Here is a 16829-nt window from a genome sequence, read left to right on the forward strand (position 1 = left end):
CGGGACCGGCAGAGGGAACAGGGGGACGGGATCATGGGGGACGGGACGAGGACGGTCGACGCCGTGCACGACCTGCCGGGGGTGCATCTGCGCTGGCTCGCGCTCGACGAGCAGAGCCTCGGCGCCGAGCGGCTGCTGCCGCTGCTCGGCCCAGCCGAGCGGGAGCGCTACCGCGCGACGGGGTCGGCCGCGGTGGCCGAGCGCTTCGTCTTCGGCCGGGTGCTGCTGCGGATGCTCGCGGGCGAACTGCTCGAGCGGCCGGCGACGGCGGTGCAGGTGACCGCCCGCTGCCTGCGCTGCGGCGGAGCGCACGGGCGCCCCTGGATCGAGGGCGCCGAGCACCTCTCCGTCAGCATCGCGCACTGCGCGGGCGCCGTCGTCGTCGCGGCGAGCAGCGCGGGAGTCGTGGGGGTCGACGTCGAGCCCGTCGAGGGTCCGGCCGAGCGCGGGATCGCGATCACGCGGATCGCCGGCGCCCCCTTCGCTACGGGCGGGTTCCGGGCAGCCGATCCGATCCTGCACTGGACCCGCATCGAGGCGGCGCTCAAGGCGGACGGCCGCGGGCTGGACGTCGATCCGCGGCGCGTCCGCATCCACGAGTCGCGCTTCGCCGCGGAGGCGCGGATCGACGAGTCGCGCTTCCGTCTCGCCGAGCCGCGGATCGACCCGGCGCTCCGCGTGAGCGTCGCGCTGGGTGACGCGGTGGGCGGCGCCGGTCCGATCATCGGCTGGCGCCGCGAGCACGGCGACGCGCTCGAGGACTCGCTCGCCTCAGTGGGCGGGCGGTAGCGGCGGCAGCCGCACCTCGATCAGCCACGCGTCGAGCAGAGCCTCGACGCCGGCGACCCCGGCGTCACCGGCGGCCTCGGCGCAGAGCGCGCGGAAGTCGTCCTCGGTGGCGGTGCCGCCGGCGTGCCGACCGGTCCAGGTGCGCAGCAGCCCGAAGAACGCCGCATCCCCGAGCCGGAGGCGCAGCGCGTGCAGCGCGAGGGCCCCGCGCTTGTAGACGCGGTCGTCGAAGAGATCGACCGGCCCCGGGTCGCCCAGCACGAGGTCCTGGGGCTGGAGCCGGAGCAGCGCGTGGTGGCGGCGCGCCTGCGCGTCGGCGGTGGGCCCGCCCGACTCCTCGGACCACAGCCACTCGGCGTAGCAGGCGAAGCCCTCGTTCAGCCAGATGTGCCGCCAGCGGGCGAGGCCGACGCTGTTGCCGAACCACTGGTGCGCCAGCTCGTGGGCGATCAGCCGCTCCGAGCCGCCGCGGCCGTCGACGTGGTTCGCGCCGAAGACGGCCATGCCCTGCGCCTCGAGCGGGATCTCCAGCTCGTCGGCCGTCACCACGACGGTGTACTGCCGGAACGGATACGGGCCGAACACCTGCGAGAAGAACGCGAGCATGCCGCCGAGCGGAGCGAAGTCGCGCGCGACGCGCGAGGCCAGGGCGGCCGGGCGCGCGAGGGTGACCGCGACTCCGGAGAGCAGGCGGTCCTCGAGCACGTAGCGGCCGATCTGCACCGACGCGAGGTAGCTCGCGGTCGGCTCGAGCTGCTCGTAGAGCCAGGTGCGCCGGCCCGAGCGCTCGCTCGTCTCGAGCAGCACGCCGTTCGCGAGCACGGAGTAGCCCTCCTCCGCGCTCACCCGGATCCGGTAGGTCGCCTTCTCGGCGACGTCGTCGTTGCAGGGGTACCAGGTCGACGCGCCGGAGGGCTGCGAGGCGACGAGCACGCCGTCGGCCAGCTCCTCCCAGCCGAGTTCGCCCCAGTGACTGGCGCGGGGACCCGGGTGGCCGCCGTACTCGATCTCGACGAGCGCGCTCGCGCCGGCCTCGAGCGGTTCGGCCGGCGTGATCCGGAGCTTGTGCGCGCCCTGCTCGGCTCGCGCCTTGCGACCGCCGACCCGCACCCGGGTCACTCGGAGGCGGCTGAGGTCGAGCGAGAAGCGGCGCAACGGCTGCAGCGCGAGGATCCGCAGGGTCGCGCGACCGGCGAGCCGGTTGCTCGACACCCGGTAGTCGAGATCGAGGTCGTAGGACTCGACGCGATACCCGGTGTTGCCGATCCCCGGCAGGTACGGGTCGCCCGCCGACTCCAGTCCGGTCTGCGCGGGGGTCACGCGACGGGCGCGTGGTAGTCGCCGACGCGCACCTCCCGCCACGGGCCGATCGGGTTGCCGCTCCAGCGGCTGCCGGCGGGCACGAGCTCGCCGCGCATCACGAGCGAGGCGGGGCCCACCGTGCCGTGCGCCGCGATCGTCGCCGCGGGGAGGATCACGCTGTGCGGGCCGAGAGTGGCGCCGGCGTCGAGACTCACGAGATCCATGCTCATGATTCGATCATGGAACAGGTGCGTCTGCACGACGCAGCCCCGGTTCACGGTCGCTCCGTCGCCCAGATCGACGAGATCGGCCTCGGGGAGCCAGTAGCTGTCGCACCAGACGCCGCGGCCGATCCGCGCGCCCAGGCTCCGCAGCCACCAGACCAGCGCGGGAGTGCCGGCCGCGGCGTGCGCGAACCAGGGCGCCGCGACCATCTCGGTGAAGGTGTCGGCCAGCTCGCTGCGCCAGACGAAGGACGACCAGAGCGGGTGCTCGCTCGGGCGCACGCGCTGGATCAGGAGCCACTTGGCCGCCGTCGAGACGCCCGCCGCGACTGCGCCGGCCGCGAGCAGGACGACCCCGCCGACCACCGCCGTCGCGAGCGCCCCGATCACCGGCACCAACGCCAGCAGCGCCACGACGACGCCGAGGCCGATCGCGATCGAGACGACGACCGGGACGAAGCGCAGCAGCTCCCAGACGATCCGGGCGGCGCGGAGGCGCGCGGCCGGCCGGAACGTGCGCGCCGACTCCGCCTCGACCACCGTGCGCCGCAGCCGCACCGGCGGCGAGCCGAGCCAGGACGAGCCCGCCTTCGACTTCCGCGGGGCGGAGGAGAGGACCGCCACCAGTCCGCCCGCCGGCACCGTGTGGCCGGGCGCGGCCATCCCGGAGTTGCCGAGGAAGGCGCGCTCGCCGATCTCCGCGCGGGCCAGCCGCATCCAGCCGCCGCCGAGGGCGTAGGAGGCGACGAGGGTGTCGTCGGCGAGGAAGGCGCCGTCGCGGATCGTCGTCATCGCGGGCAGCAGCAGCACGGTCGAGGCCTCGACGTCACGGCCGACCCTCGCGCCGAGCAGCCGCAGCCAGACGGGAGTGAAGAGGCCGGAGTAGAGCGGGAAGAGCAGCGCGCGGGCGTGGTCGAGCAGGCGCTCCGTCGACCAGACCTGCCAGCCGATCCGGCCGCGCACGGGGTGCGTGCCGGCCTGGACGCCGAGGCCGAGCAGGCGCACGAGCACGACGACGAGCCCGCCTAGCACGACGCCGGTGACGGCGACCGCGGGGACGAGGGCGGCGAGGGCGCGGGGGAGTGCCTCCGCGAGATCGGCGGAGCCCTGCGTGGCGAGGGCGAGCACACCCAGGCCCACCGCGAAGGAGACCACGGGCACGGCGGCCAGTCCCACCGCCGAGACGGCATAGGCCCAGACCCACGGCGTCGCGCGCGGCGGGCGCTCGGCGGGGAAGCCCGCGCTCGCCTTGCCGAGGCGCTGCGCGGGCGAGCCGCCCCAGCGCTGGCCGGCGGGCACCCGGCCGAAGACGGCGGAGCCGGGCTCGATCTGCGCGTTCTTGCCGATCCGCGTGCCGGGCAGCAGCGTGCTGCGGGCGCCGACCGTGCTGCCGGCGCCGACGCGGACCGCGCCGACCCGCAGGACGTCGCCGTCGATCCAGTAGCCAGAGAGGTCGACCTCGGGCTCGATGGCGGCGCCGCGGCCGAGAGTGAGCATCCCGGTGAGCGGCGGGAGCGAGTGCAGGTCGACGTCGTCGGCGATCCGGGCGCCGAGGGCGCGGGCGTAGAGCGCGACCCAGGGGGCGCCGGCGAGGCTGACGGCGCCGAGCTGGTGCGCGATCCGCTCGGCGAGCCACAGCCGCAGGTGCACCCCGCCGCCGCGCGGATGGTCGCCGGCGCGCACGCCGCGCAGCAGCGAGCGGGCGGCGAGGACGGTGAGGCCCATCCGGCCGAACGGGGTGCAGAAGAGCGCGAAGGCGACGACGAGCCCGGGCAGCGGCACTGTCGGCAGCCAGCCGAAGCCGGGCAGCAGGTCGAGGAGGGCGCAGACCGTGAGCACCACCGTCGTCCAGCGGGCGCCGCCGAGCACCAGCAGCGGGGCGCCGAGCAGGGTCTGCAGCACCTGCATCCGGCGCGGGACCGGCGCGATCCGGTGGGTCGAGACCTCGCCGGCACCGGTCGCACGGCTCGTGATCTCGGCCGACATCGCGGCGAGCCGTGGGTGCGCGTAGACGTCGGCGACGGTGAACTCCGGGTCGCGCTCGCGGATCCGGGCGACGAGCTGGGCGGCGGCGAGCGAGCCGCCGCCGAGGTCGAAGAAGTTCGCCCTCTCGTCGACCGGGACGCCGAGGACCTCGCGCCAGAGGCCGGCCAGCCAGGCCGTCTCGGCGTCGAGCCCCGGGTCCGCCGAGGTGCTCTCGGGCAACGGCCACGGCAGGGCCGCGCGGTCGACCTTGCCCGACACCCGGGTCGGCAGCTCGTCGACGACGGCCAGCAGCGGGACGAGGGCGGCTGGCAGCTCCTCGCGCAGGCGCGTCAGGGCGGCGTCGCGGTCGAGCTCGCGTCCACCGGCCAGGGCGAGGTAGCCGACCAGGACCTGGATCCCGGCGCCGGTGGTGCGGACCGCGGCCGCGGCGCCCGAGACTCCTGGCAGGCCCTGCAGCGCCGCCTCGACCTCGCCGAGCTCGATCCGCCGACCGCCGAGCTTGACCTGGTCGTCGGCCCGGCCCTGGAAGACGAGCCCGGCGCTCTCGAAGCGGACCAGGTCGCCGGAGCGGTAGGCGCGCTCCCAGCCGAGGGTCGGTGCGGGCGCGTACTTCTCGGCGTCCTTCGCCGGGTCGAGGTAGCGGGCCAGGCCGACGCCGCCGATGATCAGCTCGCCGACCTCGCCCTCGCCGACACGGCGGCCCTCCGGATCGACGACGGCCAGCCGCCAGCCGTCCAGCGGCAGACCGATGCGCACCGGGCCGGGCCCGCCGAGGGGAGCGGCGCAGGCGACGACGGTCGCCTCGGTCGGACCGTAGGTGTTCCAGACCTCGCGGCCGTCGACGGCCAGGCGCTGGCCGAGCTCCGGCGGGCAGGCCTCGCCGCCGAAGATCAGCAGCCGGACGTTCTCCAGCGACTCCGCGGGCCAGAGCGCAGCGAGGGTCGGCACGGTGGAGACGACCGTGATGCCGTGCGTGGTCAGCCAGGGACCGAGGTCCATCCCGCTGCGCACGAGCGAGCGCGGGGCGGGCACGAGGCAGGCGCCGTGCCGCCAGGCCAGCCACATCTCCTCGCAGGAGGCGTCGAACGCGACGGAGAGGCCCGCCAGCACGCGGTCTCCGGGCCCGAGCGGCTCGGCCTGGAGGAAGACGCGCGCCTCGGCGTCGACGAAGGCGGCGGCCGAGCGGTGGCTGACGGCCACGCCCTTCGGCGTGCCGGTGGAGCCCGAGGTGAAGATGATCCAGGCGTCGTCCTCGAGGGTCGGCGGCTGCAGCAGCGGGATCGAGGCGGTGCTGGGATGCGGCGCCGAGCCGGTGAACAGCCGCGCGGGTTCCGCATCGACGCGCTCGAAGCGGCCGGAGCCGGTGACGACGCCGCGGACGGCGGCCTCGCCGAAGACGAGTCGCGCCCGCTCCTCGGGGTCGTCGGCGTCGACCGGGACGTAGGCCGCGCCGGCGGCGAGGATGGACAGGATCGCGAGGTACAGCTCGCGCGAGCCGCTCGCCATCCGCACGCCGACCCGATCGCCGCGGCGGACCCCCGCGGCGGTCAGCTCGCCGGCGGCGGAGACGACGCGGGCGAGCAGCTCGCGATAGCTGAGCGCGCCGGCCGGGTCCTCGAGCGCGGAGGCGTCGGGGTGGCGCTCGGCGGTGTCTCGGAGCACGTCGATCAGGGTGCGCGGTGCCGGGGCGAGGGTGCCGGCGTCGAGGGGGTCCTGGGCATGCGCGGCCGTGCTCACGAGTGCTCTCCGTCCCGGTCGCGCCTCCGGGAGCGGGTCGACCGGGGCGCCACGGTAGGGGCACCCGGTGACGCGGAGGTGAACAGCCGGTGCCCCGCGCGGAGGCGGAGCACCGGCACGGGGGCTAGTGCGCGACCACCGGACGCGGCACGTCCGACTCGGCGGGCCGCTTCACGAAGAAGGCGGCGACGATCGCGGCGGTGGCGATGGAGGCGCCCCAGACGAACGCGGAGTGGATGCCGCCCGCCGTGGCGACGACCTCGTCGACGCCCTCGCGGGCGAGCGCGGCCGACTGGACCGACAGCACGGTGACGAACAGCGCCGTGCCAGCCGCGCCGCCGAGCTGCTGGACCGTGCCGATGATCGCGCTGCCGTGCGAGTAGAGCGCGGGGCGCACCGAGCCGAGGCCCGCGGTGAACAGCGGCGTGAAGACCAGCGCGAGGCCGAGGCTCAGCACCACGTGCAGGGAGAGGATGAACCAGGAGACCGAGTTCTCGTCGAGCGTCGTGTAGCCCCACAGCGCACCGGCGACGATGATCGAGCCGGGCACCAGCAACACCCGCGGGCCGAAGCGGTCGTAGCCGCGGCCGACGAACGGCGCGAGCAGACCCATCAGCAGCCCGCCGGGGAGCAGCAGCAGGCCGGTCTCGAGCGGGGTGAGGCCGAGCACGTTCTGCGTGTAGAGCGGGAGCAGGATCAGCGTGCCGAAGAGCGCCGACATGCTCACCGCCATCATCACGATGACCACGGTGAAGTTGCCGGAGGAGAAGGTGCGGAGGTCCAGCAGGGCGCGGTCGGTCTTCTGCAGCAGCAGCTGGCGGACGATGAACGCCGCGAGGCCGACACCGGCGACGACGAAGGGCACCCAGGGCGCGACGATCGCTTCGCCGCCCTCGCCCAGGCTGCTGAGGCCGTAGACCAGGCCGCCGAAGCCGAAGACCGAGAGCACGACGGAGAGCGAGTCGATCGGGATCTTCCGCGGCTCGGTCACGTTCTCGACCTTGCGGAGGCCGAGGAGGAGCGCGCCGACCGCGATCGGCAGCACGATCCAGAACATCCAGCGCCAGCTGAGGAAGTTGAGGATGACGCCCGAGATCGTCGGGCCGACCGCGGGGGCGACCGAGATGACGATGGAGATGTTGCCCATCATCCGGCCGCGGATCGCCGGCGGGACGAGGGTCATCACGGTGGTCATCAGCAGCGGCATCATGATCGCCGTGCCGCCGGCCTGCACGACGCGCGCGGCCAGCAGGACCTCGAAGGTCGGCGCGAGCGCGGCGGTCAGCGTGCCGATGCTGAACAGCGTCATCGCGGCGGCGAACAGCGTGCGGGTGTGCAGGCGCTGGATCAGGTAGCCGGTGATCGGGATGACGACCGCCATCGTCAGCATGAACGCGGTCGAGAGCCACTGGCCGACGTGCGCCTCGACGCCGAAGTCGCGCATGAGGTCGGGCAGCGCCACGCTCATGATCGTCTCGTTGAGGATGACGACGAAGGCCGACACCAGCAGGAGGCTGATGACGAGGCGGCTGCGCGGGTCGAGCGCCGTGGAGGGCTTGTCGGCCGCGGCGGCGGGCCGGGTCTCGGGAAGGGTGCGCTCGGTCACAGGTGCGTCTCCGGTCGTGAAGGGGATCGTCGTGAGGGGGCGCATCGCCAGGGTGACGTCGATGCGACGGGTCGTACGAGTCCCAGAACACTGCCGGTGACCTCCGACATTCCCGATCGGCCGACATCCGTCGCGCATCCGGCGTGTCGGGAGCGGGGTGAGCGGCGGCGAGACGGCGTGCCGCCGCCGCTTCGGGATCGCCGCCGCCCATCATGCTGGTCGAGTAGCCCTGTCGGGGCCTGCCGCGACTGCATGCTGGTCGAGTAGCCCTGCAGGGGCGTATCGAGACCCACCGTCCCCACCTGGGCGGGTCTGCGGCCTTCTCGTCTGCCGTCGGTGGATCTCGATACGCCCGCTCTGCGGGCTACTCGATCAGCATCACACCCGCGCGATCATCACTCGACGGGAACCGGGTCCCCGATCAGGCACCGACCGGTCGCGAGCGGCGCGACGACCGACCCGAGGTACCTCGGGCCGCCGTCCTCGCCCGAGGCCTTGTGCCGGTACTGACCCACGAGGCAGGAGTCGCCGACCCTCACCACGACGAAGACCGCATCGGCCCTCTTGTCGGCGGCCGTGATGTCGGCCGTGATCTCCAGACCGGCCCGGTTCACGCCACCGGCGATCAGCGCCCGGGTCAGATCCGCCCCGCTCGGATCGCCGATCGAGGCGACCGTCTCCCGGTTGATCGCATCGAACGCCTCGAGATCGAGAGGAACGGCCGGACCGGGTCCGTCGACACTCGGGACGGCGCTCGGAGCGGGCGGCGGCGGTGCGGATCCGTCGATCGGCGGCAGTCCGAGAGCGCAGCCGCTGAGGACCGCGGTCACGACCGCGAGGACGGTTGCCGCCCTGACGCCGGACCGGGAGGACGACTGCGTCCGCTCGCGCATCACCATCTGCACACCGACCGATCGTCCTTCTGCAGGATCGTCGTCGTCCTGGTCCGTAGAGGACCCTAGGCACGATCGACAGCCAGAGCCTTCCCGGCGCAAGAACTCGAGGACATCGGCGCGCTCTGTCCGGTCGTCGGCCCGCTCTGCGCTCCGTCGCCCTGGCGATCGAGCGCTGCTGAGCGCGCACCGGCCAGCTCGCTTCCAGGGCTCGTCTCCCGCTGCGCATCCGACGAGCCGGTCAGACGTCCTGGCAAAGACACCATCTGCGTATTGTCATTCAGACGGAAGTGAAGTATCTTCGCTTCCAAGAAGTGACCGACGAGACGGTGGGCCGTCATGGCTCTCGTCGAGTGCAACGATGCCAGGAGGTTCACGTGGAGGATCGTGATCGGTCGAGCTCCGTCAGGAGTAGTAGGAAGTCCCGACGCCTCCCTCAGGAGGAGGGCGTCTCCTCCGATCGCGATGACCTCGTCGTCGCTACTGGTCGGGTTCGGGCGGACGGCGGGCGCATACGCCTCGCGGCGATCGGCCGAGGGCATTACGACCACGTTCTGCAGCACGCGGCCGGCATCGAAGTCCTGACCGACCTTCCACTCGGCTTCCAGCGGGAGGGCGTCACCACCCTGCAGGGCTACTGGGACGGCCAGCAGATCTCCGACGCTCGAGTAGTCGCGGCGCTCGATCCCGTGCGTCTTCCGGAGCACCTCGGCGATCGGATCGATCGCTCGATCATTCCCACCGGGCGCGTCTCCCACTCCGATGCGCTCGCTCCTGATCTCCTCGCCGCCCTCGATCGGCTGCGAGCCGACGTTCTCGTCTCCTATGTCGCACATCAGCTGCCGGACGGTTGGGTCGGCGTCGCGAGTGCGACCGATTCGACAGCAGCCCGAGACGCGCTTCAGCCGTTCCTCGGTGACGCCTTCGCTCTCACACGGTCGCCCTGGGGGGAGGCCGATCTCGATGCCATCGACGAGATCTTCGAGTCGGGGGCTCTCCGCGACGAGCTGCTCGACATCGGTCGCTTCGTCGATCCCTTCGGACGTCTCCGGGTGTGCGCGCTCGTCCGCGCCCTCTCCGCGGATGCGGCGGCAGAGCTCGACATCGAGCACGCGGACGCAGTCGTCGTGTCCAGCTGGATGCACCCGATCGCCGGATCGACAGAAGTCGACCTCGGAAAAGAAAAGAAGAAGGAGATCTCATGATGAAAGGCGATCCACGCTCCCGGCGGGCGCGAGGGCTGACGCGTGTCGTGGTCGGAACCGCAGCACTCGTCGTCGTTGCGCTCACATCGACACTCCCGCCCTCCGCTGGTCCCGGTCGAGACGCTGCCGTCCTGGTATCGGCCGCAGGTAACGTCGTCGAACCGCCGGGCGGCACGGAAGTCCAGCTCGCGGCCGTCTACTACCACGGGTTCTATCCGACGAAGAAGGAGTGTGAGGCCGCGGTCAAAGCCAAGCTGGCAACTCGTCTCTACCGACTCGGTGGATGCACGCTCTTCAACCAGGCTCCGCACAAGGGTGAATGGCAGCTCTGGCTCGACGAGAAGGACTGCACGGATCGCGTTCTGAGAGCGCTGGAGGCAGTGAACGGTCGACCTGAGGTTGTCCTCTGACGGTGTCGCCCTTGAAGAGCAGACGAATGCTTCGTATCTTCACTATCTCCGTGTCGCTGTCGGCAGTTCTCTGTGGTTGCTCGCCGGAGTCCTCAGCCGTCCCACGATTCGAGGACGTGAGGATCGACGTCGATGGAGTCGAGCGTCACGTTGCACTGCACCGCCAGCAGGACGGCGTCGTCGCCCGTGCGCTCGTTCTGATCGCGGGCGGCGGCCCAGGGAGCGAGTTCGTCGAGGAATCGGCAGCGGAACTGTCAGCGAAAGGATACGCCTCCCTCGTCATCGACGATCCCGACGTGACGACGCCGGAGCAGATCAGGGCCGTCTTCGATCATGTCGCTGACAGCAGTGAAACGCCCGTGCCGCAAGCGATTCTCGGCTTCTCACCGGCCGGCCCCGACGTCTGGCGATTGATGGAGAGTGACGCTGAGCGCATCGACATGGCGTTTCTGGTCTCATGCGCCCTACCTCGAGGCGAGTTCGATTTTCAGCAGTTGCGTGCAACCGGCGTGCGTGCTGTCTTCGCCGAGGGCGGCGAGGTCTATCGCAGTAGTTATCAGCGGGCGCACGGTCCGATGAGCTCGATTCCCACACCTCACGACTTCCTCGTCTACGGGAACGGCATCACGGACATCTACTATGACCGTGCCTCGCAGGCTTTCCATGATGAGACGTGGAGGGCAACACTCGAATCCTTGGCGGACTGGTTCGATATCTGGGCGCCGGGATCGGCGTCAGCGGGAGCGCATCCCGACCACTGATGACGCCGTCGGAGATCAGCGAAAGAGGTCGACCAGGTTGACATCGGCAGGTGTCACGCCCGCGCGAGCACCGCCGCGAATGCGTCCGCCGCGGCAGCCGCGTCGGCCGGCGTCGACTCCGCGCCGAAGCTGAAGCGCACCGCCGTCTGCGCGACGGCCGGCTCGAGCCCGAGCGCCAGGAGCGTCGGGGACGGCTCGTCCCGGCCGGCGGCGCACGCCGAGCCGCTGGACACCACGACGCCGCGCTCCTCCAGCGCCAGCAGGATCGACTCGCCGCTGCGCCCCGGCACCACGAACGACGCGATCGACGGCAGCCGGTGCTCCGCCGACCCCAGCGGCACGGCCCGGGGCACCTCCGCCGCGACCCGCGCCGCGAAGGCGCCGCGCACCGCCGAGACGCGGTCGCCCCGCGCCGGATCCACCAGCTGCACCGCGACGCCGAGCGCCACCGCGAACGCCACGTTCTCGGTCCCCGAGCGCCGCGCCCGCTCCTGCCCGCCGCCGTGCACGAGCGGCTCGAACGGCACCCGGCTGCGCAGCAGCAGGGCCCCCACGCCCTTCGGCGCCCCGAGCTTGTGCCCCGAGATCGACACCGCGTCCGCACCGAGTCCGGCGAGATCCACCCAGCCCGCCGCCTGCACGGCGTCCACGTGCAGCGGGATCCGCAGCGGCCGGCACAGCGCCGCGATCGCCGCGACGTCCTGCACCGTCCCGATCTCGTTGCTCGCCGCCATCACCGAGACGAGCGCCGTGTCCGGCCGCAGCAGCGCGGCGAGCGCGTCGAGGTCGAGCCGCCCCTCCGCGTCCACCGGCGCGACCGAGATCTCGACGCCGTGCAGCCGGCGCAGGTGATCCGCGGACTCGACCGTCGCCTCGTGCTCGATCGCCGAGATCACGACGTGCCGATGGGACGGATCGAGCGCCAGACCGCCGAGAGCGATGCCCTTGACCGCCGTGTTGATCGACTCGGTCCCGCCCGAGGTGAAGAGGACCTCCGAGGCGCGCCCGCCGAGGAAGCGCGCCACGTGCCTCCGCGCCTCCTCCAGCGCCCGCGCCGCCGAGTCGCCCAGTGCGTGGCTGCTCGACGGATTGCCGTACTCGCTGGTAAGGAACGGCCACATCGCCTCGAGCACCTCGCGGCGCACGGGCGAGGTCGCGGCGTGATCGAGGTAGATCACGCCGCCGGAGCCTCGATCGCGATGTCGAGGCCGAGATCGAGCGAGCGGACGCTGTGCGTCAGCGCCCCGACGGAGATCACGTCGACACCGGCCTCGGCGATGGCGCGCACCGAGTCGAGGTTCACCCCGCCGCTGGCCTCCACCACGGCCCGGCCGCCGATCAGCGCGACGCCCTGCGCCAGCTGCTCGGACGTGAAGTTGTCGAGCATGATCGTGTCGGCGCCGCCGGCGAGGGCCGCGCCGATCTGCTCCAGCCGGTCGACCTCGACCTCGATGTGCGTCGTGTGCGAGACGGCCGCGCGGGCGGCGAGCAGCGCGTCCGTCAGGTCGAGACCGCGCTGGGCGAGGATCGCGAGGTGGTTGTCCTTCGCGAGGATCGCGTCCGAGAGCGAGAAGCGGTGGTTGTGCCCGCCGCCGCTGCGCACCGCGTGCCGCTCGAGGGCGCGCAGTCCCGGAGTGGTCTTGCGGGTGTCGACGATGCGCGCGCGGGTGCCCGCCACGGCCTCGACGTACCGCGCGGTCAGCGTCGCGATGCCGCTCATCCGCTGCACGAGGTTCAGCGCCACGCGCTCGCCGCGCAGCACTCCGCCGGCCGGACCGTCGATCCGCGCGAGGACGTCGCCGGCCGCGAAGACCGTGCCGTCCGGGACGACGTCCTGCACGCGGATCCGCGAGTCGGCCTGCAGGAAGGTGCCGAGCAGAACCGCGCCGCCGCTGAAGACGCCGGGCTCGCGCGCGACGAGCGCCGCGGAGGCCGTCGCGTCGGCGGGCAGCAGTGTGTCGGAGGTGAGATCGCCCCAGGGGGCGTCCTCCTCCAGGGCCAGGGTGACGATGCGCTCGATGCTCTGACGGGTCAGCACGGGACGGCGACCTTTCTCGTACCGGCGACGCGGTAGGCGCTCGCCGAGGGGTGGGGGTGGTCGGTGCGGTGGTGGGCGCCGCGCGACTCGGCGCGGGCCAGGGCGGCGTCGATCAGGGCGAGACCGCAGGCGCGGAGGTTCGCGTCCTCGAGGGTCGCCCGGGTCAGCGGCGCGGGGGAGCCGGCCGCGGCCAGCGCGGCGCGGGCCGACTCGAGGCCTGCGGCGTCGCGCGAGAGCCCGGCGCCCGTCCAGAGCGTCTCCTGCAGGAGCGCCCGGTCGAGGGCGAGCGGCACGAGGGCGGTGGGCGGCGCGGAGTCCGAGGCGGAGGAGGCCCGAGCCCCGTCGTCCAGCGCCGCAGCGACCCGTCGCGCGAAGACGACGCCCTCGAGCAGGCTGTTCGACGCCAGACGGTTCGCGCCGTGCACGCCGGTGCAGGCGACCTCGCCGACGGCGAAGAGCCCGGGGAGGCTGGTCCGCCCGTCGAGGTTGGTGGCGATCCCGCCCATCCAGTAGTGCGCGGCCGGCGTCACCGGGATGAGGTCGTCGGCGAGCGAGAGCCCGCCCGCGCGGCAGGCGGCGGAGATCGTCGGGAAGCGGTGCGCGAGCACCTCGGCAGGGATCGCCCGCGCGTCGAGGTGCACCGGCAGTCCGCCCTGGAGCCGCATCCGGTCGGCGATCGCGCGCGCCACCACATCGCGCGGCGCCAGCTCGGCGTCCGGGTGCACGCCGACGAGGAAGCGCTCGCCCGCGGCGTCGCGCAGCACCGCGCCCTCGCCGCGGACCGCCTCCGACACCAGGAACCCGCCCGGCAGGGCGAGCGAGGTGGGGTGGAACTGGTAGAACTCCAGGTCCGCCGTCTGCGCACCGGCCCGCAGCGCCGCCGCGAGCCCGTCGCCGGTGGCGACCGCGGGATTCGTCGTGTGCAGGTAGAGCTGCCCGGCGCCGCCGGTGGCGAGGACGACCGCGTCGGCGTCGATCCGCTGGACCCGGCCCTCCCTCAGCACGTCGACGCCGGTGACCGCGGCACCCGCCCGCACGAGGTCGACCAGCACGGTCTCCTCGAGCACGGTGACGGCGGCGGCGCGCACCGCGGCGACGAGCGCCTCCTCGATGGCGGAGCCGGTCGCGTCGCCGCCCGCGTGCAGGATCCGCGGCCGCGAGTGCGCGCCCTCGAGTCCGCGCGCCAGCCGGTCGCCGTCGCGGTCGAAGCCGACGCCCCACGCCACGAGCGCGGCGACCGCCGCCGGCCCCTCGGCGCAGAGCACCTCGACGGCCGAGCGCGAGCAGAGCCCGGCGCCGGCGGTCAGGGTGTCCTCGACGTGCAGCGCGACCGAGTCGTCGTCCGTCGTGACGGCCGCGATCCCGCCCTGCGCGGCGCGTGTGCTCGACTCCGCGAGCGCGCCCTTGGTGACGAGGAGCACCTCGTGCCGGCGCGAGGCCAGCAGGGCGACGACCAGGCCGGCGATCCCGCTGCCGACCACGACCGTGCGGGTCACGTCAGACCCCCGCGGCGGGAGTCGGGGCGACCGGACCGGCCGGCGGCACCGCGGCGAGCATGCGCTCGAGCGCCACCCGCGCCTGGTCCTGCACGGCGTCGTCGACCGAGATCCGGTTGTGCACCGTCCCGGCGACGAGCCCCTCCAGCACCCAGGCGAGGTACCCCGGGTGGATCCGGTACATCGTCGAGCACGGGCAGACCACGTCGTCGAGGCAGAAGATGGTGTGCTGCGGATACTGCACCGCGAGGCGCTGCACGAGGTTGATCTCGGTGCCGATCGCGAAGGTACTGCCCGCCGGCGCGGCCTGGATCGCCTTGACGATGTAGTCGGTCGAGCCGTACTCGTCCGCCGCGTCGACGACCGCCATCGGGCACTCCGGGTGCACGATCACGCGGACGTCCGGGTGCTGGAGGCGCGCGCGCTCGATCTGCGCGACTGTGAAGCGCTTGTGCACCGAGCAGAAGCCGTGCCAGAGGATGACCTGCGCGTCGAGCAGCGTCGCCTCGTCCGAGCCGCCGCCCGGCTTCCGCGGGTTCCACATCGGCATCCGCTCGAGCGGCACGCCCATCGCCTTCGCGGTGTTGCGGCCGAGGTGCTGGTCGGGGAAGAACAGGACCCGCTGCCCGCGCGCGAACGCGTCCTCGAGCACGGTGGTCGCGTTCGACGAGGTGCAGACCACGCCGCCGTTGCGCCCGCAGAACGCCTTGAGCGCCGCGGAGGAGTTCATGTAGGTCACCGGGATCAGCGGCACCCGGCCGTCGGCGTCCGGCTCGGTGCCGTAGAGCTCGGTCAGCTCGGCCCAGGCGTCCTCGACGGAGTCGATGTCGGCCATGTCCGCCATCGAGCAGCCGGCGGCGAGGTTGGGCAGGATGACCGCCTGGTCGGGGCGGGAGAGGATGTCCGCCGTCTCCGCCATGAAGTGCACGCCGCAGAAGACGATCGCCTCGGCGTCCGGCCGGTTCGCGACCGCTTTGGCGAGCTGGAAGGAGTCGCCGACGAAGTCCGCGTACTGCACCACCTCGTCGCGCTGGTAGAAGTGGCCGAGCACGACGACGCGCTCGCCCAGCGTCTCCTTCGCCGCGAGGATGCGGCGGTGCAGCTCGTCGGCGCTCGCCGCGGTGTACTCGTCGGGGAGGCGGCCCTGGACGGGCGACGCCGCCGGGATCGGGTCCGCCTGCGAGGCGCCGGGACCGTACGCGGGGACGCCGAGGTCGAACGACCAGGGCGCGTCGGCGAGCTCGGGCGCGCAGGTCTCGCCGGGGGCTGCTCCCCGCTCGATGAGCTGGATGGTGCTGTCGACCGATGTCACGGTGTCTCCTCGATGGTGCGGTTCGGACGGGGGCGGCGGCCGGTGCTAGACCGGCAGCGGCCCGTTGTCGACGAGTGCCACGGACCCGTCGTAGCGGTACAGCCGGGGCGGGCGGTGACGGGTGCCCGTCAGCCGCTGCTCGGTCGGCACCACGGTCTTGGAGGCCTCGATCGTCCGGCGGAAGTTCGCCGGGTCGAGGGGCTTCTGCAGGACGGCCTCGTGCACCTCGCGCAGCTGGGCGAGCGTGAACGTCTCGCCGAGGAAGGCCTGCGCGATGCGGGAGTACTCCATCTTGTTGCGCAGGCGCCAGAGCGCGTAGTCGACGATCAGCCCGTGATCGAAGGCCAGCTCGGGCATCAGATCGGTGCAGAGCCAGGCGACGTTCTCGTCCACGATCGCGGCGTCGGCCTCGGAGGTCCGCACCAGCGCCCAGTAGACGATCGAGACGACGCGGCGCTCGCCGCGGGAGCGCTCGGTGCCGCCGACGGCGTAGAGCTGCTCGAGGTAGCGCGGAGCGAGGCCCGTCGTCTCGCGGAGGGTGCGGCGCGCCGCCTCGGCGAGGTCCTCGTCGGGGCGGAGCGGGCCGCCGGGCAGCGCCCAGAGCCCCTGGTAGGGATCGCGCAGACGGCGGACGACGGGGATCCAGACGGCGGCGGCCCCGGTCTCCGGGTGCGGGCGCAGCGCGAAGATCACGGTCGACACCGCGAGCTGCGGCGCTGCTGCGTCCACCCGGACCCCCTAAAAGTCACTCTGACCCTAACGACTCCCTCGAGCTTAGTGTCACCCCGACCCGAACACCAAGTCCCTCCGCCGTCCGCGCCCGCGCCCGTTCCCCGCCGCGAGATGCCACGTGCGGACGCGACACGCCGAGAAAGCCGTGCACAAGTGGCATCTCGCGGCGGGGGACAGGACGTGCACCCGCCCGCTAGGGTGAGCGGACAACCGAATACCGGGCCGCATACGCGACGCGGGAGAGCCGACTCCGGTCGGCACCGAAGGAGCAAGCCTCCCCGCCAATCTCTCAGGTCTTGTACCGCGTCGAACTGGCCACTCTGGAAAGCGATCCGCAC

At 73.0% G+C, this 16829-nt stretch carries 13 protein-coding genes and 1 riboswitch; of the genes, 4 read left to right on the top strand and 9 right to left on the bottom strand.

Annotation, left to right across the window (positions count from 1 at the left end):
- The first annotated feature begins 33 nt into the window (after positions 1-33).
- Positions 34-789, top strand: coding sequence for a hypothetical protein (locus GTU73_RS07475; RefSeq protein WP_160088260.1), 756 nt, complete (start codon positions 34-36; stop codon positions 787-789).
- Here GTU73_RS07475 and GTU73_RS07480 read toward each other — a convergent pair.
- The 4 genes from GTU73_RS07480 to GTU73_RS07495 form a co-directional block, all read right to left on the bottom strand.
- Positions 772-2109: a M1 family metallopeptidase gene (locus tag GTU73_RS07480; RefSeq protein ID WP_244231807.1), complete on the bottom strand. Its 1338-nt coding sequence runs from the start codon at positions 2107-2109 to the stop codon at positions 772-774. The genes GTU73_RS07475 and GTU73_RS07480 overlap by 18 nt on opposite strands.
- Positions 2106-6038 (bottom strand): Pls/PosA family non-ribosomal peptide synthetase, encoded by a 3933-nt coding sequence (locus tag GTU73_RS07485; RefSeq protein ID WP_160088262.1) that lies wholly within the window; start codon positions 6036-6038, stop codon positions 2106-2108. The genes GTU73_RS07480 and GTU73_RS07485 overlap by 4 nt, the downstream gene beginning before the upstream one ends.
- Before the next feature lie 124 nt (positions 6039-6162).
- Positions 6163-7644: a DHA2 family efflux MFS transporter permease subunit gene (locus GTU73_RS07490; RefSeq protein ID WP_244231808.1), complete on the bottom strand. Its 1482-nt coding sequence runs from the start codon at positions 7642-7644 to the stop codon at positions 6163-6165.
- 395 nt (positions 7645-8039) lie between these two features.
- Positions 8040-8474: a hypothetical protein gene (locus GTU73_RS07495; protein WP_160088266.1), complete on the bottom strand. Its 435-nt coding sequence runs from the start codon at positions 8472-8474 to the stop codon at positions 8040-8042.
- A gap of 440 nt (positions 8475-8914) precedes the next feature.
- Between GTU73_RS07495 and GTU73_RS07500 the strand changes: the two genes are divergently transcribed.
- The 3 genes from GTU73_RS07500 (at position 8915) to GTU73_RS07510 (ending at position 10913) form a co-directional block, all read left to right on the top strand.
- Positions 8915-9742, top strand: a complete 828-nt coding sequence (locus GTU73_RS07500) for a hypothetical protein (RefSeq protein WP_160088268.1) — start codon at positions 8915-8917, stop codon at positions 9740-9742.
- Positions 9739-10152, top strand: a complete 414-nt coding sequence (locus tag GTU73_RS07505) for a hypothetical protein (protein WP_160088270.1) — start codon at positions 9739-9741, stop codon at positions 10150-10152. Before GTU73_RS07500 ends, GTU73_RS07505 begins: the two co-directional genes overlap by 4 nt.
- A gap of 116 nt (positions 10153-10268) precedes the next feature.
- Positions 10269-10913, top strand: coding sequence for a hypothetical protein (locus GTU73_RS07510; protein WP_160088272.1), 645 nt, complete (start codon positions 10269-10271; stop codon positions 10911-10913).
- A 53-nt stretch (positions 10914-10966) separates the two neighbouring features.
- On the opposite strand, the gene GTU73_RS07515 is transcribed toward GTU73_RS07510, so the two are convergent.
- From GTU73_RS07515 to GTU73_RS07535, 5 genes are read right to left on the bottom strand one after another with little or no spacing between them, the layout of a single operon-like run.
- Positions 10967-12091, bottom strand: coding sequence for a cysteine desulfurase family protein (locus GTU73_RS07515; protein WP_160088274.1), 1125 nt, complete (start codon positions 12089-12091; stop codon positions 10967-10969).
- Positions 12088-12951 carry a carboxylating nicotinate-nucleotide diphosphorylase gene (gene nadC, locus GTU73_RS07520; protein ID WP_160088276.1) on the bottom strand — a complete coding sequence of 288 codons (864 nt, stop codon included), beginning with the start codon at positions 12949-12951 and terminating at the stop codon, positions 12088-12090. Before nadC ends, GTU73_RS07515 begins: the two co-directional genes overlap by 4 nt.
- Entirely contained in the window at positions 12945-14447 is a 1503-nt protein-coding gene (gene nadB, locus GTU73_RS07525) for an L-aspartate oxidase (protein ID WP_160088278.1), read from the bottom strand. The genes nadC and nadB overlap by 7 nt, the downstream gene beginning before the upstream one ends.
- Before the next feature lies 1 nt (position 14448).
- Complete coding sequence (gene nadA / locus GTU73_RS07530; protein ID WP_160088280.1) at positions 14449-15759, bottom strand: quinolinate synthase NadA; 1311 nt, start codon at positions 15757-15759, stop codon at positions 14449-14451.
- Positions 15760-15804: 45 nt separating this feature from the next.
- Positions 15805-16488, bottom strand: coding sequence for an NUDIX domain-containing protein (locus GTU73_RS07535; RefSeq protein WP_160088282.1), 684 nt, complete (start codon positions 16486-16488; stop codon positions 15805-15807).
- Positions 16489-16717: 229 nt separating this feature from the next.
- Positions 16718-16805, top strand: a riboswitch (glycine riboswitch).
- The last annotated feature ends 24 nt before the right edge of the window (positions 16806-16829 follow it).

Origin of the sequence: Rathayibacter sp. VKM Ac-2804, assembly GCF_009866655.1 — a bacterium.
Lineage (GTDB): Bacteria > Actinomycetota > Actinomycetes > Actinomycetales > Microbacteriaceae > Rathayibacter.